Source organism: Actinoplanes sp. NPDC051513 (assembly GCF_044454685.1).
Lineage (GTDB): Bacteria > Actinomycetota > Actinomycetes > Mycobacteriales > Micromonosporaceae > Actinoplanes.
The window spans coordinates 171,353-196,218 of record NZ_JBITDW010000014.1; the positions used below are offsets into that span (position 1 = coordinate 171,353).

The window sequence follows — 24,866 nt, forward strand, 5'->3', positions numbered from 1 at the left end:
CGACGTGGCCCGTAGCCTCTGCCTGTTGGCCGGCCGGACCCGCCGGGCTGCCGACGCGCCGGCCGCCGATCCTCCGTCAGCGGCTTCAGCCTCTGCAAATTCAGACGCCGGTCATGATCGCGCGCACGGCCACATCACCGGGGAACGCCGAGCGCGCGGGAGCCGGAGCGGTCTGACAATGGAACGATGCCCAGGGTGGTGACTCTCGTGCGGGTAGCGCTCGCCGTACTCGTGCTGTGGGTGCTGGTCGCTGCGGCGGCCTGGCTGCTGCAGCGGCGGCTCATCTACTTTCCGGACCGGTCGTCGCCGCCGGCGGCGGCCCGGGTGCTTCCCGGGGCGCGCGACGTCACCCTGCGCACCACCGACGGGCTAAGCCTGACCGCCTGGTTGATCGAACCGCCGCTGGAGACCCCCGGCCCACACTTGGCGGTGCTGCTCGCGCCGGGCAACGCCGGCAACAGGCTGGCCCGTGCCCCGCTTGCCGCCGCCCTGGCCGGTCGGGGCTTCACCGTGCTGCTTGTCGACTACCGCGGCTACGGCGGCAACCCCGGCAGCCCGAGCGAGGACGGACTCGCCCGCGACATCGAGGCGGCGCGGACGTTCCTCGTCGAGCAGGCCGGCATACCGGCCGAACGGCTGCTGTACTACGGCGAGAGCCTCGGCGCGGCGGTGGTGGCCGCGCTGGCGGCGAAATACCCGCCCGCCGGCCTGATCCTGCGGTCGCCGTTCACCGATCTGCCGGCGGCGGGCCGCCAGCATTATCCGTTCCTGCCGGTGCGCCTGCTGGCACGCGACCGCTTCCCGGTGACCGAGGCGGTCGCGCGGGTCGCGGCACCCACGCTCATCGTGTACGGCACGGCCGACTCGATCGTGCCGCCGCAGCTAAGTCTGGCCGTGGCCGGCAAGGCCGCGGGACCCGTGCGGGTCGTAGCCGTCCAAGGCGCCGACCACAACGACGCGTCCCTGCTCAACGGCGCCCAGCTCATCGACGCGATCGCCGAGCTGGCCGCCGGCGCCGCCTGACCCGGGCACACCGCCAGAAGCCGACCGCGGTCCGCCGGCGCCCGCAGCGTCCGGGACTGGGATTTCCTTCCGGTCAGGCGGTCGTGGGCGTGTCCGGGAGCAGCCGGAGGACGCTGCCGTAGCCGTCGAGCCGGGGCTCGCCGGCGAGCAGCCGGTCGAGCGCCGCGCGAGGTGAGAGGCCGGGGTTCTCGTAACACAGCCGGGCGACGGCGCCGCTGACCTGCGGCGCGGCGAACGAGGTGCCGGTCCACATCGCCCACGCGTCCGGGCCGAAGGTCTGGTCCGGGAAGTCCGGGTCGGGTTCCGGTGGGACGGCACCGGGCACGAACGGCGCCACCACGCCCACGCCCACGGCCGAGCAGGTGAGCCAGGAACCGTGGCTCGAGAACGGGGCCGGCCGCAGGTCGTCGGTGAGCGCGCCCACGGCCACCGCGCCGGCGAAGGCGGCCGGGAACACCGGCTCGGTGGTGCCCAGGTTGCCGGCGGCGGCCACGATCAGCACGTGCGGATGGTTGGCGACGATGTCCTCCACCGCGGCCCGCATCGCGGGCGGTGGCGTGCCGTCGGCCGCGGGAGTGCCCAGCGAGGCGTTGATGATCGTGGGCCCGGTGGCGTCGGCCGCCGCCGCGCGGAGCGCCTCGGCCACGTCGGAGTCGGTGCCGAGCCCGTCGCCGCGGGTGAACCGGTACGCCACGATCTCGCAGGCCGGCGCCGGAAACCGGCGAGCGGTGGCGGTCGAACGGCAGGCCGGTGCCGGACGCCCCGCGCTCCTGCCGGGCCTGGATCCGGTCGAGGAGCTGCCGGGCACGCTCCGGCCGGCCGGACAGGGCGCGCACCTGCCGGGTGGCGTGCTCCCGGTCGGCGGCCAGTTGTGCCGTGGTGCGGTGTTCCGGGAAGGCCCATCCCGGTCTCGCGTGCCGTCTGCCGGCGGCGGAACGCCCGGGCAGGGCCACCGTGGCCGCGCCCAGGATCCCGCCGGATTTGGCTTGGGAAACCACGAAGTCCGCCACGAAGATGGCTACGTGAAGGCAATCTACCCAGACAACGGCGACGGCGACCGGGAAGCCGTGCCCGGCCTGCGCCCCGAAACCGAAGGCGCGGCCGACGTCACGTCACTCACGCTTGAAGTCGACGGAGAGATGTTCGCCCTCCGCCCCAACGACTTCGGCGGCACCGACTACACGTGGCTGAGCGGGCCGAACCCCGGCTACGGATTCGGCGTGAGTCCGACCCCGGACCCGTCACTCGACCGGCACACGGAAAATATCCGCGACTTCCTGGCCATCGTCGACCCCACGACCGGATACATCGAAGACGAGGAGCAGTAGAGCTACTAGAGGTAGCAGACCACGCTTCGCGGCAATGCGAGTGCAGTGCTCCTGACGTGCTGGCCCGGTCCTGCGTGGCCTGCCGGTCAGGCTTCCGTCCGGCGGTGCAGCCGGCTCAGGTGCAGACCCCACGGGTGATCGGCGCGGACACTGACCACGTACCAGTCACCGTCGAACCGCTCGAAGACCTGGCCGTCCGACCAACGCTCACCCATCGGCACCACATCAGGGCACCAGGCGAATCCGGCGTACGGCGCCATGCCGGTGCCTTTGATCGCGTAGATCATGCAGCCCTGTTGCCAGCCGACCGACTCGAACGCGTAGATCCCCACACCCCACGGCGGCGCAGGCGTCGAATCCGGCGCGGCGGCCTCGTCCGCGGCCCAGCGCTCGAGTTCCGCCCGGTGCAGCGGGAACAGCGCCCGCCCGACCAGGTCACCGGACGCCCCCGCGACACCGGCCGCGAACACCACCGGCACCACGAGCAGCGGCCACCACTGCCGGAACCGCCGCTCGGGCACCGCCCCGAGGTACGACACGCCGGTCACCAGCCAGGCCAGCCCAACCCCGGACCAGGCCAGCAGCGCGGCGACCACCACGCCGTAGTAGCCGCCGGGCACGCTGACGCCCCACAACAGCAGCGCCACCGCGACCACCGAGGCGGCCACCGGCCACCACGGAGCCCGCACCCCCGGTACCTCCACGAAGCCCCCTCAGCCGAACCGCCCGTGAGAGTAGCCACCGAACGCCCGTCACCTCACCCGCGTCCCGACGTCGAGGGCAGCGGCCACCCATGAGCGGGTGACCGCCGCCGCGGTCAGTGCAGGCAGATTCGGCCCGGCGCGAACCCGGTGATCGGCTGCGAGCGGACGACCTCTTCGCCGGCGCTCAGCTGGAAGTTCGGGTTGCCGCCGACGCAGTACGAGATCGCGGTCTGGTTGGTGATGCCGATCATTTCCGTGCCGTTGGGGAAGGCGTAGGCCTGTCCCTCCGGCACCGCGGTGATGACGCCCTTGGGCTCCTGCACGCAGACGTACCCCTTGAAGCAGGGGACGGTCGGCGCGGCGGAGGCGGGCACGGCCGGGGCGAGCGCCACCACGGCGGCGAGGGCGGAACCGGCCAGTGCGTTCTTGACAAATGTGGACATCGTGGAACCCCCGTTTCATCGACGTTCATCGGACGGTAACAAAACTGGAGATCATCTACCGTCCCGTCTTGGTGGGAACAAGGTTGGATTACCGCGTCGAAGTGGCAGAACTCCTGCTGATCCGTCGGCGGTACGCGGAGGGCGTCTCGCCGCAGTGCCGGGCGAACGAACGGGAGAACGCGCCGGCGTCGTCGAAGCCCACCGCCCGGGAGACCTCTAGGATGGAGCGGTCTTCCTCGGCCAGGATGGCCATCGCGCGGAAGACCCGCGCGCGAAAGAGGTACGTTCGCCAGGACATGCCCAGGTGGGTGCGGAACGCGCGGCGCAGGGTCCGGTCGGAGACCCGGACGGCGCGCGCCACGTCGCCGGCCGTGACGCCGTCGAGGTGCGCTCGGGTGTAGTCGGCGGCCTCGGCGACGATGGGGTCGGTCGAGACCGGCAGGTTCAGCGGCCTCTCGTCTTCGAGCGCTTCCGCGATCAGGTGGCCGAGGGTCCGGAAGAACGAGTCGGCCGCCGGCCCGGACTCGGCGCGATCGATCGGCCATCGCTCCGAGTGGAGCAGCATCTCGCGCAGCAGCGGCGAGATCGCGAGCACCCGTACGCGATCGCCTGGTTCTGCGACAAGTCCCGGTTCGAAGAGCACGGCGAGTGTTCGCGCGCCGGCGTTCAACGTCGTCTGATGACGCAGCCCGGCCGGGATCCAGGCCGCCTGGTGGGGCGGTAGCAGGTAGTGACCGGCCTCGGTCCTGACCTCGACCAGCCCACGGCAGGCGTACTCGATCTCGTGTACGTCGTGGAAGTGCCGGCCGGTGACCGTCCGGTCGCCGTCGTACGTCAGGCTGCCCGCGGACCAGTGGGTGTCGCCTCGCAGGTCCACCAGGCCGGTGGTGGCCGTTCGAGCGTGATTGTCGGCCGAATCCGCAGGGACGGTCATGGGTCCGGAACCCTACAGTCTGAGCGACGCGAAAGGGAGGGCCAGATGGCCAAGCTGATCTGTACGGCGATGACCTCGCTCGACGGATACATCGCCGACGCGAAGGGTGATTTCACGTGGGCCGCGCCGGACGCCGAGGTGCACGCCTTCGTCAACGACCAGGAACGGGACATCGGGACTTATCTGTACGGACGCCGGCTCTACGACACGATGGTCTTCTGGGAGACGGCACCCGCGGGACCCGCCGAGCCGGCTGTCATGGCCGACTACGCCGAGCTGTGGCGGGCCGCGGACAAGATCGTGTATTCCACGACGCTGACTTCGGCCCGGAGCGCCCGGACCCGCGTGGAGCGGACGTTCGACGCCGATGCCGTGCGGGCGCTCAAGGACTCGGCGGAACGTGACTTCAGCATCGGCGGCGCGGAACTGGCCGCCCACGCGTTCCGGGCCGGGCTGGTGGACGAGGTCCGGCTGTTCATCTCCCCCGTCATCGTCGGCGGCGGCACCCGTTTTCTGCCGGACGAGCTGCGGCTCGATCTGCGAACGGTGGACGAGCGCAGGTTCGACGGCGGCTGCGTCCACCTGCGTTACCTGGTGTCTCGTTGACGGCCGAGATCCGTTACTCGTCCTCGGTGAACACGACCTCGCGGCGGCGGCGGATCGCCGGGAAGGCGGCGACGGCGAGCGCCGCCATCGTCAGGATCAGGAAGGCCGCCGAGATCGGGCGGGTGAGGAACACCGTCGGGTCGCCGTGCGAGATGATCAGCGCGCGCCGCAGGTTCTCCTCGAGCAGGGGGCCGAGGACGAAGCCGAGCAGCAGCGGCGCCGGCTCGCAGCCGCACTTGATCAGCACGTAGCCCAGGAGCCCGAAGAAGGCGATCGCGTACACGTCGAACGGGTTGTTGCCGAGGGAGTAGGTGCCGATCACGGCGAACAGGACGATCATCGGGAACAGCACCTGGTACGGGATGCGCAGCATGCGCACCCAGATGCCGATCAGCGGCAGGTTCAGCAGCACGAGCAGCACGTTGCCGATCCACATCGACGCGATCAGGCCCCAGAACAGCGCCGGCTCGTCGTTGATGACGTTCGGGCCGGGGGTGATGCCGTGCACGATGAACGCACCGACCATCAGCGCCATCACCGGGTGGGCGGGCAGGCCGAGGGTGAGCAGCGGGATGAACGACGTCTGCGCGGCGGCGTTGTTGGCCGACTCCGGCCCGGCGACGCCCTCGATCGCGCCGTGCCCGAACTCCTGCCGCCTCCTCGAAATTCGTTTCTCCACCGCGTAGGAGGTGAACGAGGCCAGCACGTGGCCGCCGCCGGGCAGGACGCCGAGCGCGGCGCCGACTCCGGTGCCGCGCGCGATGGGGCCGACGATCCGGCGCCGGTCCTCGCGGGTCGGCCAGAGGTTCGTCACCTTGCTGAGCAGCGCCGGGCGGTCGTGCTCGTTCTCCAGGTTGCGCAGGATCTCGGCGATGCCGAACATGCCGACGGCGACGGACACGAAGTCGATGCCGCCGTAGAGCTCGCGCTGGCCGAGCACGAACCGCGGCGTGCCGGTGTAGATGTCCTGCCCGACCGTGCCGAGCAGGATGCCGAGCGCGATCATGGCCAGGGCCTTCAGCGCCGAGCCCCGGGCCAGCGCGATCGACACGATCAGGCCGAACAGCACGAGCGCGAAGTAGTCGGCCGGGCCGAACTTCAGCGCGATGTCGGCCAGCGGCGGCGCGGCGACGGCCAGGACGACGGTGGCGACGGTACCCGCGATGAACGAGCCGATCGCGGCGGCGGCCAACGCCGGGCCGGCGCGGCCCTGGCGGGCCATCTCGTGGCCGTCGAGCGCGGTGACCGCCGCCGAGGACTCGCCGGGCAGGTTGATCAGGATCGCGGTGGTCGAGCCGCCGTACTGGGCGCCGTAGTAGATGCCGGCCAGCATGATCAGGGCGGTCACCGGCTCGAAGTTGAAGGTGATCGGCAGCAGCATCGCCACCGTCGCGGTCGGCCCGATGCCGGGCAGCACGCCGACCGCCGTCCCGAGCAGCACGCCCACGAAGCAGTAGAGGACGTTCTGGAGCAGGAAGGCGGTCGAGAAGCCCAGCACCAGGTGGTCGAGGAGGTCCATCACCAGCCCCACAGCGGGATCCGCAGCTGCAGCCCGACGATGAAGATGAGCGTGGCCGCCACGGTCAGCCCGGCCGCCACCGCCAGCGCGGTGAGAAACCGCACCCGTTTGCTGGCCAGCGCGGTGAGCAGCGCGGTCACCAGCGACGTCGGCACGAACCCGAGCCGCCGCACGAAGAAGCCGAAGAACACGACCGCGACGGTGATGAGGGCGATCGCCCGCCAGGGCACCGCCCCGAGCGGGATCGCCTCGCCGGCGACGAGGCCCTTGACGACGATCGCCAGGCCCAGACCGGCCACGATCGCGCCGGCCAGCAGCGGGAAGGCGCCGGGGCCCATCCGCAGCGGGGTCCCCCGGTCGTAGCCGAGGGACCCCACCACGAACGCGCCGCCGATCAGGACGAAGATCACCCCGGCGAGCACGTCCGCCAGGGACCGTCCGCGCTGCATCTAGGAGGCCTGGACGCCGGCGTCGGCGATGACCTTCGACCAGGTTGTGAGCTGCTCCTCGAGGTGCGCCTTGTGCGCCTCCGGAGTGGCGTCGGCGGCCGCGACCGGCGCGGTGCCGAGCTTGGCCATCTGGTCGATGACCGCCTGGTCCGCGAGGGCCGCCTTGAGCGCCTCCGACAGCTTCTGCACGATCTCGGGCGAGGTGCCGGCCGGGACGTACAGGCCGTGCCAGACGCTGACCTGAAGCTGCGGCATCCCGGCCTCGGTGGTGGTCGGCAGATCGGGCAGGCTCTTCACGCGTGAAGGGGTGGTGACCGCGTACGCCTTCACCTTGCCCGCCGAGATCTGGCCGGTGGTGTTGGTCGTCTGGTCGCACATGAAGTCGACCTGGCCGCCGACCAGGTCGGTCAGGGCGGGCCCGGTGCCCTGGTACGGCACCTCCTGGAGCTTGACCCCGGCCGCCGACTGGAACAGCAGCCCGCACAGGTGCGACGCCGCGCCGCGGCCCGCGTTGGCGAGCGTGACCTTGCCGGCGTTGGCCTTCACGTACGTCACGAGGTCGGCCAGCGTGGCGGGCGGGAAGTCCTTGCGGGCCACGACGGTCATCGGCACCTCGGTGACCAGGCCGATGGTCTGGAAGTCTTCGAGCGGCTTGTAGCCGAGGTCCTTGTACAGAGCCGGCGCCGTCGACATGCCGATGTGGTGCATGAGCACGGTGTAGCCGTCGGGCTCGGCCCGCGCGACCTGGCCGGCGGCGACCGTGCCGCCCGCGCCCTCGACGTTCTGCACGACGATCTTGCCGCCGAGCGCCTTCGCCATCGGCTCGGCGATCATCCGGGTGACGGTGTCGGTCGGTCCGCCGGCGCTGAACGGCACGACGAAGGTGATGTTCTGCTCCGGATAGTCCGCGGCGGCGCCGTTCCCGCTGCCCCCGTTGCCGGAACAGCCGGCGACGAGCATGGCAGCGACGAGCGCGGCGGCCGTCCATGGCCTTCTGCACGTCATCGGAGGCTCCTCTCCCATCGGGATCCATCGATGATCGTATTGACCCTGTGAGGTAGATCACCAGATCGGCGGACCGTCTGTCGCCGAACCGCTACCCGGTAGCGGGAATGCCGATGGTGCGGCCAGCGGTGATGTCGCGGCCCGCCCCGTCGCGCGACGCTGGGATGGGGCAGCTTGGCCGTGGAAGAAGGAGAGAGCGCATGGACAGGGTCGCGGTACTGGGCACGGGGATCATGGGATCGGCGATGGCCCGCAATCTGCTGGCCGCCGGAGTGCCCACCACGGTGTGGAACCGGTCGCCGGAGGCCACCGCGCCGCTGGCGACGGCCGGCGCCACGGTGGCCGGGTCGGCGCCGGAGGCGGTCGCCGATGCTCGCGTCGTCATCACCATGCTGCCGACCGCCGAGATCACGCAGTCGGTGATGTTCGACGACGGCGTGGTCGAGGCTCTGCCGGCGGATGCGGTGTGGGCGCAGATGGGCACGATCGGTCTCGCCGCCACCGGCGGGCTGGTCGCGCGGCTGACTCAGGCGCGGCCCGACGTGTCGTACGTGGACGCGCCGGTGTCGGGGAGCAAGGGGCCGGCCGAGGCGGGGCAGCTACTGGTCCTGGCCTCCGGGCCGGCCGTGGCGGAACCCGTGGTGCGCGAGGCGTTCGCCGCGGTCGGGCGCAGGACGGTGTGGCTGGGAGCGGCCGGACAGGGCACCGCGATGAAGCTGGCCGTCAACGCGTACATGTCGATTTTGATCGAAGGCGTGGCCGAGGCGCTCGAGCTCGCCGGTCATCTGGGCATCGATCCCGCCCGTCTCGCCGAGGCGATCGAGGGCGGGCCGCTGGACGCGCCGATCACCGACGCCAAGCTGCACAAGATGGAGATGGACGACGTCACGCCGGAGTTCCCGCTGCAGTGGGCCTTGAAGGACGTGAATCTGGCGCTCACCGCGGCCGGCGGGAATCACCTTCCGCTGCTGCACGCGCTGTCGGGGCAGTGGAAGGCGGCGGTGGACGCCGGGCACGGGCGGGAGGACATCAGCGCCGCCCGTGCCGCGGTGGGGCGATGAGCGTCACATCCGGCCGATGGTCGTCGTAGCCCAGCTCATCCGGAGGACCGCGGCCTCGGGGTGGACGTCGAACTCGGCGGCCGCGCAGCCGCGGATGCCCAGCGCCAGGAGCGTGCTGGTCACCGCGTTGCGGACCTCGTCGGCGGAGGGCTGCTCGGACGACGGGAGCCGGGAGGCGAACAGGGCCTCGGCGCGTGCGGTGTCGAACGTTGTCCTCATGCCCTTACCCTCGCGCCTTCGCCGGCCGTTGTCGTCGCTGCCAGCCTCCAACCCCGCTACCAGGTAGCAGGTACGTCCGGCCGCGCGGGGCCGAGGGGATGGCGGCGATGATGCAGGGATGATTCATGGGCCGGGGTGGCTCACGGTCGCCGTGGTGGCGGTCGTGGCGGTGGCCGCCGCGTTGCAGGCGCTCAGCGGGATCGGCTTCGCGCTGGTGGCCGGGCCGCTGCTCATCCTCGCGCTGGGACAGTCCGACGGCGTACGCCTGACCGTGACGCTGGGGTTGCTGCTCAACGCCATGATCCTGGCGGGGACGCTCCGGCACACCCGGTGGGGCGACGCGGCGCGCCTGTTCGTCCCGGCCGCCCTGCTGGTCTGGCCGGCGGCGCTGGTGACCGGCCGCCTGCGCGAGGACTGGGTGCTGGCCTTCGCCGGCGTCGCCGTGCTGGCCGGGGTGGGACTGATCGTCTCCGGCCGGCGGGCGCACTGGGTCGACCGGCCGGCCGGGGCGATCGCCGCGGGCGCGGCCGGCGGCGTGCTCAATGTCCTCGCGGGGGTCAGCGGGCCCCCGGTGGCGCTGTTCGTGGCGCACCGCGCTTGGGCGCCCCGGGTCTCGACCGCCACGGTGCAGGCGTACGCGCTGCCGTTGAACGCCGTGACGCTGGCGGTGTTGGGGCCGCCGGCGGGCCGGCCGGCGCAGTTCCTCGGCGCAGTCCTCGCCCTGCTCGTGGGCGCGGGGGTGGCGTGGCCGTTCGCCCGCCGGATCGGGCCCGGGACGGTGCGCGCCCTCGCGCTGGCGATGGCCGCGGTCGGCGCGATCTCGCTCATCGCTCGCGCCCTTGCCTAGAGCGCGCCGCCGCGTAGTCTGCCGGTGACGACGCGTAGGGAGGCGGGACCGTGCGGGTGGCCGGCGTCATCGTGCAGAGCTGTGACGATCCGCCGACGGTGCGCGAGCTGGCGCCCGGGCAGGCGGCCACGTTCGGCCGCGGGTCGGCGGGGCGGCCGGTGGACATCGCCCTGCCGGACGTGGCGATCTCGCGGGTGGCCGGGCGGATCCTCGCGGTGGAGGACCACTGGCTGGTGAGCAACCTGAGCGCGCGCAGCACCTACGTCATCGAGAACCCCGAGGGTGGTGGCGAGTTCATCAAGGTCGCGCCGCGCCGGTTGGAGATGCCGGTGCCGTTCGAGTTCTCGCGGGTGGTGGTGCCGGGCACCGACCGGTCGGCCGCCTTCTTCGTTTTCGCACCCCAGCACACGTACGCGGACATCGCCGCCACGCCGGACGGCTCGGCCGACGCCACGCGCACGTCGTTCCCCCTCGACGAGACGGCGAAGTACTTCCTGATCCTGCTCACGCTCTGCGAGCCGCGGCTGCGCAACGCCTCCAGCCCGGTCATCCCCACCGCGCCCGAGATCCTGGAGCGGCTGGCGGGGCTGGGGCTGACCCGCGCCGCGGTCAACTTCCACATCGACTATCTCGCCCGCGAGAAGCTGCGGGTGAAGTCGCCGACCGGCGCCGAGAGCACCAAGGCCGATTGGCAACGCAATGCGATCGTGTCGCTTGCGCTTCAATTCAATCTGGTACGGGAGGAGCACCTCGCCCTGCTGGACGGCTGACCCTGCTGCGGCCCCGGCTCAAGCGGCCGGGCGGTACTGGGTCAGATACGTGCGCAGCTTGCCCATGTACGCGGTCAGCTTGGGCCGGTCCGTCGGCACGCCGCCGGCGTTGCGGACCACGTCGGTGGAGGTGCGGTAGGCGGCGGCCAGGTTCTCCTCGGGGCTGCCCGGGATCTCCTCCAGCTTGGGGGCCATCCAGCACAGGTAGCGGCCCACCGCGGGAATGGACGTCTCCGGCGGGAACGGGGGCGTGGGGATCTGGTCCCGCTGGCCGGCCGGCAGGTAGAACTTGAGCACGCCGGGGGTCCAGCGGGCGATGCCGTACTCGTCGGCCGCGGGGTCGGACAGGTTGGGGTCGAAGCCGCTCTCGGCCTTGAGCATCGCCGCCACGAGCACCGGCGCCACGGCCTTGTTCTCGGGGCACATGGTGCCGGCCTCCACGATGAGGTCGTAGTAGGCGGGCGGGATGTCGGCGTCCGTACGGAAATAGCCGTTGTACTTGGACGCCGCCGCCGGATGGCCCGGCAGCGCCCAGACCAGCGCGACCACGACGCCGGCCGTGCCCAGCAGGCTCGCGACGGCCACGCCGTGCTTGCGGCGCCGGAAGCGCCGGGGCGGGCCGGAGGCGGCGGCGAGCTCGAGGGCGCGCCGGTGCAGCGACGCCGCGTCGTGCCGGCGCCGGGTGGCGTGGTCGGGCGCCAGGCAGTCGGCGACGAAGCGCCGCCACGGCTCGCCGAGCCCGTCCGGCAGGTTGAGGGCCGCCTGGCCGGACACGTACGCGGTGGCGGCCGAGGCGCGCGCCCGGGCGGTGACGCCGGGGAACGGGAGCCGGCCGGTGAGCAGCTGGCAGGCGGCGACGCCGACGGCCCAGATGTCGGCGGTCTGCCGGACGGCGGCGCCGTGGCAGCGCACCGGCTCGGACCACCGCTCCGGCGGGACGAAGTCGGAGGTGCCGCCGGGCGGCAGGTAGGCGTGGGTGCCGTCGATGTGCGCCGCCAGGCCGAAGTCGGCGAGCCGCGCCGAGCCGTCCGGCATGAGCAGGATGTTGCCGGGTTTCAGGTCGCCGTGCACCCAGCCGGCCCGGTGCAGGTGGGCCAGGGCGCCGCACACGTCGGCAACGATGCGCGGGGCGTCCGGCAGCCCGCCGCCGTCCGCCCGTTCCAGGGCCGTGGCCGCCGATCCGGCCGCCAGCTCGAGGGCCAGGACGGTCACGCCGTCGAGCACGGGGTCAGCCGGGTCGTCGATGACGATGATGTCGAGCACCCGGATCAGGCCGGGGTGCTCGACGTGCCGGTGCACGGCGACCTCCCGGTCGGCCATGTCGGCGAGGTGACTGAGCTGGCGCGAGGTCAGGGTGCCGGTCGGGATGAACTTGAGCGCGGCCTCGCGCGGCTCGCCCGCCCCCACGCGCACGGCGCGGTAGACGCTGCTCCAGCTGCCGCTGGCCAGCGCCTCCCCCACGCGCCACCCGCCGACGACGTAGCCGCTCGGCACTCGCACGGTGCAGGTGTCCTGCTCCATACCTGGAACCTTTCAGGTACCGGGATCGAACACCGTCCATGATGCTCACTCGCGCAAGCCCCGTCCGGGGGCTCGCAACGACGAGGGGGACATTCATGAAGGTCAAAATCTTGGCCGCTGCTGGGCTGGCGGTGGCGGCGTTCGCCGCGACCGGCGCCGCGCCGGCGCAGGCCGCGCCAGCTCAGGTGCCGTGCACGCCCGGCTCCGGCGGCAAGGTCTATTGCAACTTCTGGGTTCCGGGCGACGGCTACTCCGGGGGCAGCCCGGTGGTCGAGGGGTCGTGGCTTGTCGGATATCTGCCGCAGGGCCGCAACTGGATCATCTGCCAGGAGGAGGGCCCGGTGACCTACCTGCACGGCTATCCCTACTACAACAAGTGGTTCGCGTGGACCACCGCCGAGAACGGCAACACGGGCTGGGTCAACGCCGTCGCGGCGTCCGGCGGCGACAACAACGGGAAGTTCTCGAACACGCCGTCCTGCAACGGCGTCCACGGCTCGCCGTTCTGATCCGCAGCCTCGAAAGGACGCTCATGCGACGCATCTCCCTGTTCGCCCGGGCCGCGGCCGTCATCGGCGCGGCGCTGGTCGCCGCCGGCGTGATGGCGGCGCCCGCCCAGGCGGCCGCACCTACCTTCAAGGCGCCGTTCCCCTGCGGCCAGCGATGGACCTACCAGCACCACGACGGCGAGGTGCGGCTGGCGCTGGACTTCATCCGCAACGACGGCGGCACGACCGCGGGCACCCCGGTGCTCGCGTCGGCGGCCGGCACCGCCGCGCGCAAGTACCAGGCCGGCGGCGCCGGCAACTACATCGACATCAACCACGGCGGCGGCTGGCACACCTACTACTTCCACCTGTACGCGTACTCCGTCGACGACGGCGCGTACGTCGCGCAGGGCCAGCAGATCGGGATCACCGGGACCACCGGCAACTCCGACGGCGAGCACATCCACTACGAGCAGCTCTACAACGGCGCCGGCCAGACCATCGTGATCGAGGGCGCGTCGCTCGCGCCGTACCCGGGAAGCTACGGCGTCAAGTCGCTGACCAGCACCAACGGCTGCGGCGGCGGCTCGGGACCGGGCAAGTACTGGGTGGACACGTTCGCGGCGGCGCCCGTCTACGCATCGCCGGCCAGCACGACCCAGACCGGCACGCTCAACAAGGGCACCAATTACGTCTTCTGCAAGGCGTGGGGCCGCCAGGTCGGCAGCGGCAGCGCCTTCAACCACTGGTGGCTCAAGACCGATCCCGACACCGGGCCGGCCGGGCAGTACGTCTCGGCGTACTACCTGAGCCGGTGGGGCAACGACGAGGCCAAGGACAACAGCGGCGTGGTCATCCCGGACTGCGCGGGTGGCAGCCGGCCCAAGTACTGGGTGGACACGTTCCAGGCGGCCGCGGTGTTCGCGTCGCCGACCAGCACCGGCCAGACCGGCACGCTGAACCAGGGCACCAACTACGTGTTCTGCAAGGCGTGGGGGCGGCAGATCGGCTCCGGCAGCGCCTTCAACCACTGGTGGTTGCGCACCGATCCCGACGTCGGACCGGCCGATCAGTACGTCTCGGCGTACTACCTGAGCCGGTGGGGCAACGACGAGGCCCGGGACAACAACGGCACCGTCATCCCGGACTGCTGACATGGCGCCGATCATCGGGAAACCGCTGAAAGCCCTGGTCGCGATGGTGTGCGTGCTCGCGGCGACGGCCCTTTCCAATGCGGCTCCGGCTCAGGCCGGGGCGGTGCACGCCGCGGGCTCGGTGGTGGTGCCGGCCGGGGTCACGGCCGGGATCGCCGTCTACGACCGGCAGACCGGGACCTTCACCGAGCAGCAGAACGTGGACCTGCAGTTCCGGTCCGCGTCCGTGGTCAAGCTGCTCATCGCGCTGGACTACCTCTGGGACCGCGGGCCGGACTACGCCATCCCGGCCGCCGACCGGACCCGTCTCGACGCGATGCTGCGCAGCAGCGACGACGATGCCGCCTCGTACTACTGGGTGCAGCGCGGCTACGAGGCGGTGATCAACCGGATGGTGCCCCGCCTGGGACTGCTCCGGACGGCGCCGCCGCCGAGCTCCCAGCGCGGCTACTGGGGCTACACCGCGATCAGCGCGTCTGACGTCGTACGCGTCTATCGGTTCCTGCTGGATTCGGCGCCCTTGCCGGTCCGGCAGTACGTGATGGGCAACCTGCGGCAGAGCACGCGATGCGCGGCCGACTCCTACGACCAGTACTTCGGCATCCCGAGCGTCTTCGCCGGGCCGCGGGCGATGAAGCAAGGCTGGTCGGGCTTCGGGAACGCCCCGATGACCTGCACCGGAGGCGCTTCAGTCCGAGCCCGCGCGGCCGGGGTCGACCTGGTTCGGGAGGCGCTGCACACGACCGGCACGGTGGGGGCGGACGATCGCGCCATCGTGGTCGTGCTGACCCTGCACCCGGACGGCACGCCGTTCGCCACCGCCTACAACACGTTGAACGGCATCGTCCGCTCCCTGAACGTGCCCGGTGGCACGCGGCTGCCGGGAACTTCGTTCGGCACATGGGGCGCCGGCGTGCGGGTGCGCTCCGGGCCGACCACCGCCTCGGCACAGCTGGCGGTCGTGCCCTCCGGTGTCGACGTCCTGGTCTCGTGCCAGGCGCTCGGCCAGGAGGTGGTCGTGAGTCCCTACCGCAACCCGTGGTGGGCCTACCTGCCGCAGTTCGGCGGCTACATGACCAACATCTACGTCAATTCACCCGACAACAAGCTGCCGGGCGTCCCGGACTGCTGAATTTTGGAGGTCAGCTCATGCTCTGGAAGAGACTCGGCGTCATGGGGGCCGTGGTGGCCGCGGCGCTTGCCACCGCGGTCGGCCCCGCACATGCCAATCCGGACGTTCCCGGGCCGGCCGGGAAGCCGGTGCCGCTCTCGATGGTCGCCGCGATCGCGTACGCCAACTGCGTCTCCGGCGGCGCGACCAGCTCGGACACGACGGTCGCCAACAACCTGCGCGCGCAGATGAACGGGCAGCGGGTGGGCACCGCCCTCAACGGCTACCACGTGTCGTGTGCCCGGGCGATCACCGCGACGGTGGCCGGCCGCGGCCTCGACAAGCGGGCCGCGGTCATCGCGATCACCACCGCGATCACCGAGTCGTCGCTGCACAACTACACCGAGGCGGTCGACCACGACAGCCTCGGCCTGTTCCAGCAGCGGCCGTCGCAGGGCTGGGGCACGCCGGCCCAGCTGATAGACCCGGTCTACGCGACGAACGCGTTCCTCAACGCCATGATCCGCAAGTACCCGAACAACGCGTGGATGAGCGGCGACATCGGGGCGATCTGCCAGGCGGTGCAGGTCTCCGCCTTCCCGGACGCGTACCGCAACGAGGTGCACGACGCCCAGCTTCTCGCCAACGCGCTGTGGACCGGCGGTGGCGGCTCGGGCGCCAGCCGATACTGGGTGGACACGTTCGCGGCGGCGCCGGCGTACGCGTCGCCGACCAGCACCACGCAGACGGGCACGCTGAACCAGGGCACCAACTATGTGTTCTGCAAGGCGTGGGGGCGGCAGATCGGCAGCGGGAGCACCTACAACCACTGGTGGCTCAAGACCGACCCGGACACCGGGCCGGCCGGGCAGTACGTCTCGGCGTACTACCTGAGCCGGTGGGGCAATGACGAGGCCAAGGACAACAACGGCGTGGTCCTCCCGGACTGCGCGGGGAGCAGTCGGCCCAAGTACTGGGTGGACACGTTCGCGGTGGCCCCGGTCTTCGCCACGCCGACCAGCACCACCCAGACGGGCACGCTGAACCAGGGCACCAACTACGTGTTCTGCAAGGCGTGGGGACGGCAGATCGGCTCCGGCAGCGCCTTCAACCACTGGTGGCTGAAGACCGACCCGGACAGCGGGCCCGCCGACCAGTATGCGTCGGCGTACTACCTGAGCCGATGGGGCAACGACGAGGCGCGCGACAACAACGGGACGGTGATCCCCGACTGCTGAGCGAGTGGGCGCTTGCCCACTTTGAGTGGGCAAGCGCCCACTAAGCGCCCACTGGGCATCATGAGCGCATGACGGTCACGATGCGCACCGCCGCCGAGCGCCCCGACCTGTGGGAACGGGGCATCCCCTCGGCGGCGGTGTGGCCCACCCTCCCGGACAGCATCGACGCGGCGATCGAACAGAGCTTTATCCACACCCGGGCGGGCGAGCCGATGAACACGCTGTGCGCGGTGGCGGCGGCCCGACGGGCAGTTGCTCGACCCCTGGACGCGGGTGCACGAGCGGCTCGGCGCGCGGGTGTCGACACCGCTGCCGGAGTCGATGCTCATCACCCGCACCGTGGGTGGTGACTTTGGTCCCGTGCGAGTCGGGCTCTTGGCCTCAGGCGCGCGGCTGCCCGTGCGAGCACGCTCATAGCCAAGGACATCGATCGAGGAGGACACCATGACCACCACCGGCCGGGGCTCGGCCGCCCACCTGGAAAAGGTCGAGGCGCCCGGCTCCATGCTGACCGAAGCCGCCGCGAAGGCGCTCGCGGTCCTGCGCATCTCGACGGGCTTCGTGTTCCTGTGGGCGTTCTTCGACAAGACCTTCGGCTGGGGCTACGCCACCCCGTCCGCCAAAGCCTGGATCAACGGCGGCTCCCCCACCAAGGGCTTTCTGTCCGGCGTCGAGGTCGGGCCTGGCTGGCTGCAGGATTTCTTCCACGGCATCGCCGGCGACGTGTGGACCAACTGGCTGTTCATGCTCGGCCTGCTCGGCATCGGCCTCGCCTTCGTGCTCGGCATCGGCATGCGCCTCGCCGCCGGCGCCGCGGTCGCGATGATGGCCATGATGTGGCTGGCGGAGTTCCCGCTGGACAGGACCACCGCGGGTGGCGAGCCCAGCGGCTCCACCAACCCGATCACCGACTACCACTTCGTCTACGCGGTCACCGGTGTCGTCCTGGCGCTCACGTACGCCGGGCACACGTGGGGCCTCGGCAAACGGTGGGCCGCCCTCCCCTTCGTCCAGAAGAACCGCTGGCTCATCTGACCCGCACGGCGCCCCACGCCGCCCGGCCCTGTCCAGGGCCGGGCGGTCGTCGTTTTTCGCCGCTCATCGGTGAAGGATGGGATCCGACATTGTCGTCGCGGGCGAGCGGAGGCTCAGGTGATCCGACATCCGGCGTACCCCGTCGAGCCGTGGCAGGTGCGCGAGACGCAGTTCGACACCCAGGTGCTGGCCCGCGCCGAGTCGATCTTCGCGTTGTCCAACGGGCACATCGGGCTGCGGGGCAACCTCGACGAGGGCGATCCGCACGCCCTGCCGGGGACCTATCTGAACTCTTTCTACGAACTGAGGCCGCTGCCGTACGCCGAGGGCGGCTACGGCTATCCCGAGTCGGGCCAGACGATCGTCAACATCACCAACGGCAAGCTGATCCGGCTCATGGTCGACGACGAGCCGCTCGACGTGCGCGATGGCCGGCTGCGGCGGCACGAGCGCGTCCTCGACCTGCGGGCCGGGGTGCTGCGCCGCGAGGTCGAGTGGGAGTCCGGCGCCGGCCGCGCGGTGCGCGTCCGCTCGACCCGGCTGGTGTCGTTCACCCAAAGGTCGATCGCCGCCATCGAGTACGAGGTCACGCCGGTCGACGCCCCGGTCCGGGTGATCGTGCAGTCCGAGCTGGTGGCGAACGAGACCCTGCCGGGCCCGCTCAAGGACCCGCGGGTCTCGGCGGTGCTCAAGGCGCCGCTGGTGGCCGGGGACTTCCACGCGAGCGGCGCCGGCGCGGTGCTGGCCCACGTCACGCGCGAGAGCGGCCTGCGGCTCGCGGCCGCGATGGACCACTTCGTCGAGGGTCCGCCCGGTGTGCGCTGCACCAGCGAGGCGCAACCCGACCTGGCCCGCACCACGGTGGCCTGCCGGCTGGCGCCCGGGCAGCGGCTGCGCCTGGTCAAGCTGGTCGGCTACGGCTGGTCGAGCCGGCGGTCCGCGGCCGCGATCCGTGACCAGGTCGCCGCGGCGATCCAGGGCGCCCGATTCGAGGGCTGGGACGGCCTGCTCGCCGCGCAGCGGGCCTATCTGGACGATTTCTGGGCCGGCGCCGACGTCGAGCTGGATGGCGACGCCGAGGTGCAGCAGGCGGTCCGCTTCGGCATGTTCCACGTGCTCCAGGCCGGGGCGCGGGCCGAGAAACGGCCGGTCGCGGCCAAGGGCCTGACGGGTCCCGGCTACGACGGGCACGTCTTCTGGGACACCGAGCGCTATGTGGTGCCGGTGCTGACCTACATCCAGCCGCGGGCGGCGGCCGAGGCGCTGCGCTGGCGCCACGCGACGCTCGACCTGGCCCGGGAACGGGCGGCCACACTGGGCTGGGCCGGCGCGGCGTTCCCGTGGCGGACCATCCGCGGTCACGAGTGCTCGGGCTACTGGCCGGCCGGGACGGCGGCGGTGCACCTCGCGGCCGACATCGCCGACGGCGTGGTGCGCTACGTGAACGCGACCGGCGACGAGGCGTTCGACCGGGACGTCGGCGTCGAGCTGCTGACCGAGACCGCGCGGTTGTGGGTGTCGTACGGCCACCACGATCGGCACGGCGTGTTCCACCTCGAGCGGGTCACCGGCCCGGACGAGTACACCGCGGTCGCCGACGACAACGTCTACACCAACCTCATGGCGCAGCGGAACCTGGCTGCGGCCGCCGACGCCGCGGCGCGGCACCCCGAGCGGTTCCGGGCGCTGGGCGGCAGCGACGACGAGATCCGGGCCTGGCGGGCCGCGGCGGCCGCCATGCACATCCCGTACGACGAAGAGCTCGGCGTCCACCCGCAGGTGCGTGACTTCACGCTCATGAAGGAGTGGAACTTCGCCGCCACCCGCCCGGACGACTACCCGCTGCTGATGCACTTCCCGTACCTCGACCTGTACCGCACCCAGGTCGTCAAGCAGGCGGATCTCGTGCTCGCGATGCACTGGTGCGGCGACGCGTTCACCGCGGAGGACAAGGCCCGCAACTTCGACTACTACGAGCGCCGCACCGTCCGGGACTCCTCACTGTCCGCGTGCGCCCAGGCCATCATCGCGGCCGAGGTGGGTCACCTGGAGCTGGCGCACGACTACATCGGCGAGGCCGTCCTCATGGACCTCTACGACCTGCACCGCAACACCGGCGACGGGATGCACATCGCGGCCCTGGCCGGTGGCTGGCTGACCCTGGTCGCCGGGCTCGGCGGCATGCGGGACCACGGCGGCGTGCTGTCGTTCGCGCCCCGCCTGCCGCGGCGGATCGACCGGCTCGCGTTCTCCCTGCTGTGGCGGGGTCTGCGCGTGCAGGTGACGATCCGCCCCGGGGAGGCCACCTACTCGCTGCGGGACGGGCACGACGGGGCCGAGCTCGAGCTGGTGCACCACGGCGAGCCGCTGGTGCTCACCACCGCCGCCGCGGTGACCCGGCCGATCCCGGCGATCGTCCCCCTGGCCGGCGACCCGGTCCAGCCGCCGGGCCGCAGTCCCATCCACCGGGAGGAGCTGCTCAAATGACCCGCACGCCGCGGGCGAACACCGCGCGGACGCGGAGCAGAGCCCCGAGGTCGGCCAGCGGATTGCCGTCCACCGCCACGATGTCGGCGTCGTAGCCGGGCGCCAGCCGGCCCTTCCTGCCGGCCAGCCCGCACGCCGCCGCGGCCGTCGAGGTGGCCAGGCGCAGCGCCTCCCCCGGCGGCACGCCGATCATCGTGGTCTGGGCGAGCGCGTGGCGCAGCACGTCGTGCGGCTTGGGGCGGCCGATGCCGGCGTCGGTGCCGATGAGCAGGTGCGCGCCGGCCTCGTACAGGGCGCGGGTGTTGGCAATGATGCGCGGCATCCGCATCGCCACCACCGGGGGCGGCGCAACGCCGTCCATCGGCACGACGCCGGCGGTGAGGCCGACGGCCACCTGGCTGTCGGCGATGCGGCGGATGAGGTCGCCCGGGTCGTCGACGCCGTCGGCGCTCCAGAACGAGACGTGCTCCATGCCGTCGGCGCCGGCGTCGAGGGCGCTGCGGATCGCAGCGGTGCCGTGGGCGTGCGCGGTGACCGGCAGGCCGAGCCGATGCGCCTCGCCGACGATGACCCGCAGCTGCCCGGTGGTGAACTGGGAGGTCTCCTGGCGGGTGCCCGGGGTCATCGTGCCGCCGCTGGCCATCACCTTGATGACGTCGGCGCCGCGCTCGGCCCGCTCGCGCACCGCGGCCCGCAGCAGGTCCGGCGCGGTGCCGGTCGGCCCGCCGAGGAAATGGCAGTGCCCGGCCGCGGTGGTGATCGGCGGCCCGGCGGCGACGATCGTGGGCAGATCAGCGCGGCCGCGCAGCCGCAGCGACAAGTAGTCGCGGTCGCCGAGGTCGCGAACCGTGGTGATCCCGGCCCGCAGGGCGGCGCGACCGGCGGCCGCCATGGCTTCCAGGGCCGCGTCGTCGTCCCGCGCGGCCAGAGCGGCGACCGGGTCGGCGCTCGCGTCGAAGACGAGATGGACGTGGGTGTCGATCAGACCCGGCAGCAACGTGGCGTCGCCGAGGTCGACGACCTCGGCGCCGTCGCCGGAACCCGGAACGATCGACGGGCCGTCCACCACGAGAACGGGGTCGCGGACCAGAGCCGGCGACCCGTCGAACATGGCCGCGGCCCGGATCACGAGCGTCATACCGTGACTCCCCGGTAGTGGGCGCGGAGGACATCGAGGCCGAAGCCGTTCGACGGGTCGCGCCAGACGGAGTGCGCGTGGTTCGTCATGGTTCCAATCTAGGGCCCGATCGTCACCCGGGTTCGGATTCGTGACCGGCCGGGTGGGCACGCAGCAGGCCGTCATAGGCCCGCTCGGCGGTGATGTCACCGGTGACGACGCGGTGGATCGTACGAGTGATGGGCATTGCCAGCCCGTGATGGTCGGCCAGCCGGACCGCGGCGTGGACGGTCTTGACGCCCTCGGCGACCTGCCCCATCTCGGCGAGGATGTCGTCGAGGCTCCGCCCCCGGCCGAGTTGCTCGCCGACGTGCCGGTTGCGGCTGTGCGGACTGATGCAGGTCGCCACCAGGTCGCCCATCCCGGCCAGCCCGGCGAGCGTGCTCGGCTCGCCTCCCATCGCGACCGCCAGCGTGGTCAGCTCGGCAAGCCCGCGGGAGATCACTCCGGCCCGGGTGTTGTCGCCGACGCCCAGGCCCTGGGCGATGCCGGTGGCGATCGCCACGACGTTCTTCAGCGCTCCGCCGACCTCGCAGCCGATCACATCGTGGTTGGTGTACACCCGCAGCAGGCCCCGGCGGAACACTCGTTGTATCTCGGCGGCGACGGTGAGATCTTCCGTGGCGATCACCGTGGCCGCCGCCATGCCTGCCATGATCTCCTTGGCCAGATTGGGACCGGTGAGCGCGGCGGCCGGGTGTCCCGGGAGCACGTCCTTGATCACTTCGGTCATCCGCAGCAACGAGTCGCGCTCGAGACCCTTGCTGAGGCTCACCACGGGGATCCAGGGGTGCAGGTCGGGGCGGACGCTCTCCAGGGTGGCGCGGAACGCTCCGGTGGGCACGCCGACGACGAGCAACTCGGCATGGGCGGCGGCCTCGGCGAGGTCGGCGGTGGCACGAAGCCGGCCCGGCAGCGGGAAGCCTTCGAGATAGCGCTCGTTGGTGTGCTTGGCGTCGATCTCGTCGGCCGTGGCCGGGTTGCGCGCCCAGATCAGCGATTCGTGGTCCCGGCGGGTGAGGACGGACGCGACCGTGGTACCCCATGAACCCGCGCCCAGCACCGTGATCCGCATGGTTCCCCTTTCGCCGGCACGCGTTGAGGATACGGTGGTCTCGGGTCAGGTTCGCGTTCGAAACGGCGGAAGACGGCGGTCGGCGGCGATCCGGTCCACCGCCTGCTTGGCCTCGAGCAGACTCGCGCCGGTCTGCTTGCGGTAGGCGCGGACGGCCTCGATGGTCCGCCCGTTCTCCAGATGCCGGACCACCTCCGGCTCCTCGGGCGCGGCGATGCCGAGGTGGTCCATCACGAGATCGAGCTTTCGCTGGACGGCCGCCAGCTGGGTCGCCGAGCTGCGCCGCTCCTGGAACCAGGCCCCGGCCGCGGCGGCGACCGACCCCATCGTGGCGATGACCAGCAAAACCGCTTCCCACGAATCCATCAGCTCATCCAACCAGCCGTACGCAACCGCACGCGCCACCTGTGCCCGGGACCCGGGCTTCGTCCCACGCCCGGTCCCCGTTGAGGTCATCGCCGGTCAGCCTGGCGGAGCATCGCTTCCGTTTCGGGATCGGGCATGATCACCCGGGCCTCTTGCGCACAGAGCACGACGACTTTCGGCTCCGGCGAGACGCGGCGCCCGCTGCCGGGCGCCGCGTTCCGTTGCCCTTACCTGATCACCGGGTGCCGTTGAGGGTCGACGGCATCGGCGGGCCCGCGACCGGCGGCCGCTTCGACTCCGCCACCGCGGCCTTCAGCGCCGACGCGCTCTTCGCCGGGTCGTCCGGCAGCGGCTCCAGGAACGGCTGGTACGCGCCCTGGCAGACCGTGCCCTTCGCCGGCAACGTGCCCTTCAGCAGGTAGTTGTCGATCGCGTTGGTGGCACAGTCCGACGTGCCGTAGGACGTGTGACCCCAGTTCGTGTTCGACAGCAACCGGCTGCCCGGCAGCCGCTTGTTCGCCGACACCGCGTCGTCGTAGTTGGTCGCCGGGTCCCACTTGGTGCCGACGATCAGCACCGGCGCGGCGGTGCGCCGGTTCCACGGACCGGTGTACGCGTCCTCGTCCCGGACGGTCCAGGTGTTCCGCGCGCACTGCGCGGTGCTCCAGCCCCAGGCCCGCCCGAAGTACGGCGCCCGCTTGTCGGCCTTCGCCATCAGCGCCGGCCACGAACCCGCGTCCTTCGGGTGCAACGCGTCCGTGCAGTCCACCGAGGCGAACGTCTCGAACCCGTTGTCGTACGGGAAATCCCGGGCCGGCTTCTTCGCCCGGGCGTCCTTGATCCGCTTCACCAGCCCCTTGCGCGCGGTGGCCTTGGCCGCCGCACTGGACGAGGTGAGCAGCGTGTAGACGAACTGCGAGTCCATCGTCACCCAGTCGCCGGCGCCGACGTCGTACAGGTCGCCGAGCATGGCGCCGACGAAGTCCGCGTACGTGATGGTGAAGCTGCCGCCTTCTTCGTCGGTCACCACGAGCGGCTTCTTGCGCAGCTCACGGGCGATGTAGTCGAAGTTCGCCACCGGGTCGCCGGCCGCGAACTCGCAGTACTTCTCCCCCGCGGCGTCGCACCGCTTGAGGATCTCGCGCAGCGCCCGGTACGCCCCGTCGGCCGAGCGCAGCCGCTCGTCCTGCTCCTGGTTCGCGGTCTTCTTGGTGCCGACCCAGTGCTCCGGGTCGAGCACGCCGTCGACCACGATGGCCCGGAACCGGTCCGGGAACATGTTGGCGTAGTACTGACCGATCGCGGTTCCGTAGCTGAAGCCGAGATAGTTCAGCTTCTTGTCACCGACCGCCCGGCGCAGCACCTCCATGTCGCGGACCACCTCGGCGGTGGACATCGCGCCGGTGAGCGGCTTGCCCGTGGTCGAGCAGGCCTTGCCGAACTTCTTGGCGGCGTTGACGTACTTCGCCTCCTCGGCCTTGCCCCACGGGAAGGCCACGTTCATGTCCTGCAGCACCGCGGTCTGGTCCTTGACCGACTTCCAGCACTTGACGTTCGCGCTGGCCGCGATGCCGCGCGGGTCCACACCGACGATGTCGAACCGGTCGAGCACCGATTTGCTCAGGAAGTACGGCGCGAACAGCGCGATGTCCGTGCCCGAGCCGCCGGGCCCGCCCGGATTCAGGAACAGGCTGCCGATCTTGTGCTTCTGGTCCTTGGCCTTGATCCGGAGGATGGCGACCTCCGTCTTCGCCCCCTTCGGGTTGTCGTAGTCCAGCGGGAGCAGCGTCGTGGCACATTCGGCGATGTCGTAGCACTTGTACCAGCCGAGCTTCGGCGTGGGCACGCTGTCGACCCGCTTGCGCTCCTGCTTCGACGTCACGTCGGCCTTGGCGCGGGCACTGGCCGCGGCCGGCGCCCCCACGCCCGCGACCAGCAGACTGGCGACCATTCCGGCCACGAGGACGGTTCTGCCGAGAGGTGGCATGCACAATTCCTTCCGTTCGAGCGATGCGGCGGGACAGCCGCGCTCGGGATAGTAGGAAATGAATGCCACACATGCGCATACGCCAATCCGGAATGTTTCCCACCAGGCAACTATTGGCGCCACTAAATCGAGCCAGGTCCACGATGGATTGCCCGAAAGTGCAGAACATTATTTGGTACGCGCACAGCCGGGGGGCCTTGCCCCCTGATCTTGGACACTTGAATCTGGGATCTTGAGGTTCCAGGTAGATCAGGAGTCCTGAAGCAAGATGGCGAACAAGCACTATCCCGTGGAGTTCAAGGCCGAGGCGGTGGCGTTG

26 protein-coding genes are annotated in these 24,866 nt (G+C 71.4%); 13 read left to right on the forward strand and 13 right to left on the reverse strand.

Going from position 1 to position 24,866, the window contains the following annotated elements; all coding sequences use genetic code 11:
* The first annotated feature begins 186 nt into the window (after positions 1–186).
* The gene (locus ACIA5D_RS34340; RefSeq protein WP_396034558.1) at positions 187–1,023 is read left to right on the forward strand and encodes an alpha/beta hydrolase; all 837 of its coding nucleotides are present in this window, start codon (positions 187–189) and stop codon (positions 1,021–1,023) included.
* Between the two features lie 73 nt (positions 1,024–1,096).
* Here the strand turns inward: ACIA5D_RS34340 and ACIA5D_RS34345 are convergent, their stop codons facing one another.
* Entirely contained in the window at positions 1,097–1,717 is a 621-nt protein-coding gene (locus ACIA5D_RS34345; RefSeq protein WP_396034559.1) for a S8/S53 family peptidase, read from the reverse strand.
* Here ACIA5D_RS34345 and ACIA5D_RS34350 point away from each other — a divergent pair.
* Complete coding sequence (locus tag ACIA5D_RS34350) at positions 1,701–2,351, forward strand: hypothetical protein (RefSeq protein WP_396034560.1); 651 nt, start codon at positions 1,701–1,703, stop codon at positions 2,349–2,351. The two genes, ACIA5D_RS34345 and ACIA5D_RS34350, sit on opposite strands and share 17 nt — an antisense overlap.
* Before the next feature lie 86 nt (positions 2,352–2,437).
* Here ACIA5D_RS34350 and ACIA5D_RS34355 read toward each other — a convergent pair whose 3' ends face one another.
* The 3 genes from ACIA5D_RS34355 to ACIA5D_RS34365 all read right to left on the reverse strand — a co-directional run bounded on the left by ACIA5D_RS34355 (position 2,438) and on the right by ACIA5D_RS34365 (position 4,432).
* Complete coding sequence (locus tag ACIA5D_RS34355) at positions 2,438–3,040, reverse strand: hypothetical protein (RefSeq protein ID WP_396034561.1); 603 nt, start codon at positions 3,038–3,040, stop codon at positions 2,438–2,440.
* Positions 3,041–3,168: 128 nt separating this feature from the next.
* Complete coding sequence (locus tag ACIA5D_RS34360; RefSeq protein WP_396034562.1) at positions 3,169–3,498, reverse strand: hypothetical protein; 330 nt, start codon at positions 3,496–3,498, stop codon at positions 3,169–3,171.
* A gap of 88 nt (positions 3,499–3,586) precedes the next feature.
* Positions 3,587–4,432, reverse strand: a complete 846-nt coding sequence (locus ACIA5D_RS34365) for an AraC family transcriptional regulator (RefSeq protein WP_396034564.1) — start codon at positions 4,430–4,432, stop codon at positions 3,587–3,589.
* A gap of 45 nt (positions 4,433–4,477) precedes the next feature.
* Here ACIA5D_RS34365 and ACIA5D_RS34370 point away from each other — a divergent pair, with 45 nt between their 5' ends.
* The gene (locus ACIA5D_RS34370) at positions 4,478–5,038 is read left to right on the forward strand and encodes a dihydrofolate reductase family protein (RefSeq protein ID WP_396034565.1); all 561 of its coding nucleotides are present in this window, start codon (positions 4,478–4,480) and stop codon (positions 5,036–5,038) included.
* Positions 5,039–5,051: 13 nt separating this feature from the next.
* Here ACIA5D_RS34370 and ACIA5D_RS34375 read toward each other — a convergent pair whose 3' ends face one another.
* Genes ACIA5D_RS34375 through ACIA5D_RS34385 form a run of 3 tightly spaced genes read right to left on the reverse strand, consistent with a single transcriptional unit; the run spans position 5,052 to position 8,011 of the window.
* Positions 5,052–6,569, reverse strand: a complete 1,518-nt coding sequence (locus ACIA5D_RS34375; RefSeq protein WP_396034566.1) for a tripartite tricarboxylate transporter permease — start codon at positions 6,567–6,569, stop codon at positions 5,052–5,054.
* Positions 6,557–7,006, reverse strand: a complete 450-nt coding sequence (locus ACIA5D_RS34380) for a tripartite tricarboxylate transporter TctB family protein (protein ID WP_396034567.1) — start codon at positions 7,004–7,006, stop codon at positions 6,557–6,559. Before ACIA5D_RS34380 ends, ACIA5D_RS34375 begins: the two co-directional genes overlap by 13 nt.
* Positions 7,007–8,011 carry a tripartite tricarboxylate transporter substrate-binding protein gene (locus ACIA5D_RS34385; RefSeq protein WP_396034568.1) on the reverse strand — a complete coding sequence of 335 codons (1,005 nt, stop codon included), beginning with the start codon at positions 8,009–8,011 and terminating at the stop codon, positions 7,007–7,009.
* Positions 8,012–8,211: 200 nt separating this feature from the next.
* On the opposite strand from ACIA5D_RS34385, the gene ACIA5D_RS34390 reads away from it, so the two are divergent.
* Complete coding sequence (locus ACIA5D_RS34390; protein ID WP_396034569.1) at positions 8,212–9,072, forward strand: NAD(P)-dependent oxidoreductase; 861 nt, start codon at positions 8,212–8,214, stop codon at positions 9,070–9,072.
* 3 nt (positions 9,073–9,075) lie between these two features.
* Here the strand turns inward: ACIA5D_RS34390 and ACIA5D_RS34395 are convergent, their stop codons facing one another.
* Complete coding sequence (locus ACIA5D_RS34395; RefSeq protein ID WP_396034570.1) at positions 9,076–9,291, reverse strand: hypothetical protein; 216 nt, start codon at positions 9,289–9,291, stop codon at positions 9,076–9,078.
* A 118-nt stretch (positions 9,292–9,409) separates the two neighbouring features.
* On the opposite strand from ACIA5D_RS34395, the gene ACIA5D_RS34400 reads away from it, so the two are divergent.
* The gene (locus ACIA5D_RS34400) at positions 9,410–10,138 is read left to right on the forward strand and encodes a TSUP family transporter (RefSeq protein WP_396034571.1); all 729 of its coding nucleotides are present in this window, start codon (positions 9,410–9,412) and stop codon (positions 10,136–10,138) included.
* Between the two features lie 50 nt (positions 10,139–10,188).
* A complete protein-coding gene (locus tag ACIA5D_RS34405) occupies positions 10,189–10,908 on the forward strand; it encodes a hypothetical protein (protein ID WP_396034572.1) in 720 nt (239 codons plus the stop codon).
* A gap of 18 nt (positions 10,909–10,926) precedes the next feature.
* Here the strand turns inward: ACIA5D_RS34405 and ACIA5D_RS34410 are convergent, their stop codons facing one another.
* The gene (locus tag ACIA5D_RS34410) at positions 10,927–12,429 is read right to left on the reverse strand and encodes a serine/threonine protein kinase (protein WP_396034573.1); all 1,503 of its coding nucleotides are present in this window, start codon (positions 12,427–12,429) and stop codon (positions 10,927–10,929) included.
* A 95-nt stretch (positions 12,430–12,524) separates the two neighbouring features.
* Here ACIA5D_RS34410 and ACIA5D_RS34415 point away from each other — a divergent pair, with 95 nt between their 5' ends.
* The 7 genes from ACIA5D_RS34415 to ACIA5D_RS34445 all read left to right on the forward strand — a co-directional run bounded on the left by ACIA5D_RS34415 (position 12,525) and on the right by ACIA5D_RS34445 (position 19,942).
* Positions 12,525–12,938, forward strand: coding sequence for a hypothetical protein (locus ACIA5D_RS34415; protein ID WP_396034574.1), 414 nt, complete (start codon positions 12,525–12,527; stop codon positions 12,936–12,938).
* A gap of 23 nt (positions 12,939–12,961) precedes the next feature.
* Entirely contained in the window at positions 12,962–14,071 is a 1,110-nt protein-coding gene (locus tag ACIA5D_RS34420) for a M23 family metallopeptidase (RefSeq protein WP_396034575.1), read from the forward strand.
* Position 14,072: 1 nt separating this feature from the next.
* Positions 14,073–15,203, forward strand: a complete 1,131-nt coding sequence (locus ACIA5D_RS34425) for a hypothetical protein (protein ID WP_396034576.1) — start codon at positions 14,073–14,075, stop codon at positions 15,201–15,203.
* Between the two features lie 17 nt (positions 15,204–15,220).
* Positions 15,221–16,420: a hypothetical protein gene (locus ACIA5D_RS34430; RefSeq protein WP_396034577.1), complete on the forward strand. Its 1,200-nt coding sequence runs from the start codon at positions 15,221–15,223 to the stop codon at positions 16,418–16,420.
* A 68-nt stretch (positions 16,421–16,488) separates the two neighbouring features.
* The gene (locus ACIA5D_RS34435; RefSeq protein ID WP_396034579.1) at positions 16,489–16,770 is read left to right on the forward strand and encodes a hypothetical protein; all 282 of its coding nucleotides are present in this window, start codon (positions 16,489–16,491) and stop codon (positions 16,768–16,770) included.
* Between the two features lie 94 nt (positions 16,771–16,864).
* A complete protein-coding gene (locus ACIA5D_RS34440; RefSeq protein WP_396034580.1) occupies positions 16,865–17,455 on the forward strand; it encodes a hypothetical protein in 591 nt (196 codons plus the stop codon).
* A gap of 117 nt (positions 17,456–17,572) precedes the next feature.
* Positions 17,573–19,942 carry a glycoside hydrolase family 65 protein gene (locus ACIA5D_RS34445; RefSeq protein ID WP_396034581.1) on the forward strand — a complete coding sequence of 790 codons (2,370 nt, stop codon included), beginning with the start codon at positions 17,573–17,575 and terminating at the stop codon, positions 19,940–19,942.
* On the opposite strand, the gene ACIA5D_RS34450 is transcribed toward ACIA5D_RS34445, so the two are convergent.
* The 4 genes from ACIA5D_RS34450 to ACIA5D_RS34465 form a co-directional block, all read right to left on the reverse strand.
* Entirely contained in the window at positions 19,935–21,080 is a 1,146-nt protein-coding gene (locus ACIA5D_RS34450) for an amidohydrolase family protein (RefSeq protein WP_396034582.1), read from the reverse strand. The genes ACIA5D_RS34445 and ACIA5D_RS34450 overlap by 8 nt on opposite strands.
* A 112-nt stretch (positions 21,081–21,192) precedes the next feature.
* On the reverse strand, positions 21,193–22,194 hold the full coding sequence (locus ACIA5D_RS34455) for an NAD(P)H-dependent glycerol-3-phosphate dehydrogenase (protein ID WP_396034583.1): 1,002 nt from the start codon (positions 22,192–22,194) through the stop codon (positions 21,193–21,195).
* A gap of 45 nt (positions 22,195–22,239) precedes the next feature.
* Positions 22,240–22,560: a hypothetical protein gene (locus ACIA5D_RS34460; RefSeq protein ID WP_396034584.1), complete on the reverse strand. Its 321-nt coding sequence runs from the start codon at positions 22,558–22,560 to the stop codon at positions 22,240–22,242.
* Between the two features lie 235 nt (positions 22,561–22,795).
* Entirely contained in the window at positions 22,796–24,547 is a 1,752-nt protein-coding gene (locus ACIA5D_RS34465; RefSeq protein ID WP_396034585.1) for an alpha/beta hydrolase, read from the reverse strand.
* Positions 24,548–24,866: the final 319 nt, after the last annotated feature.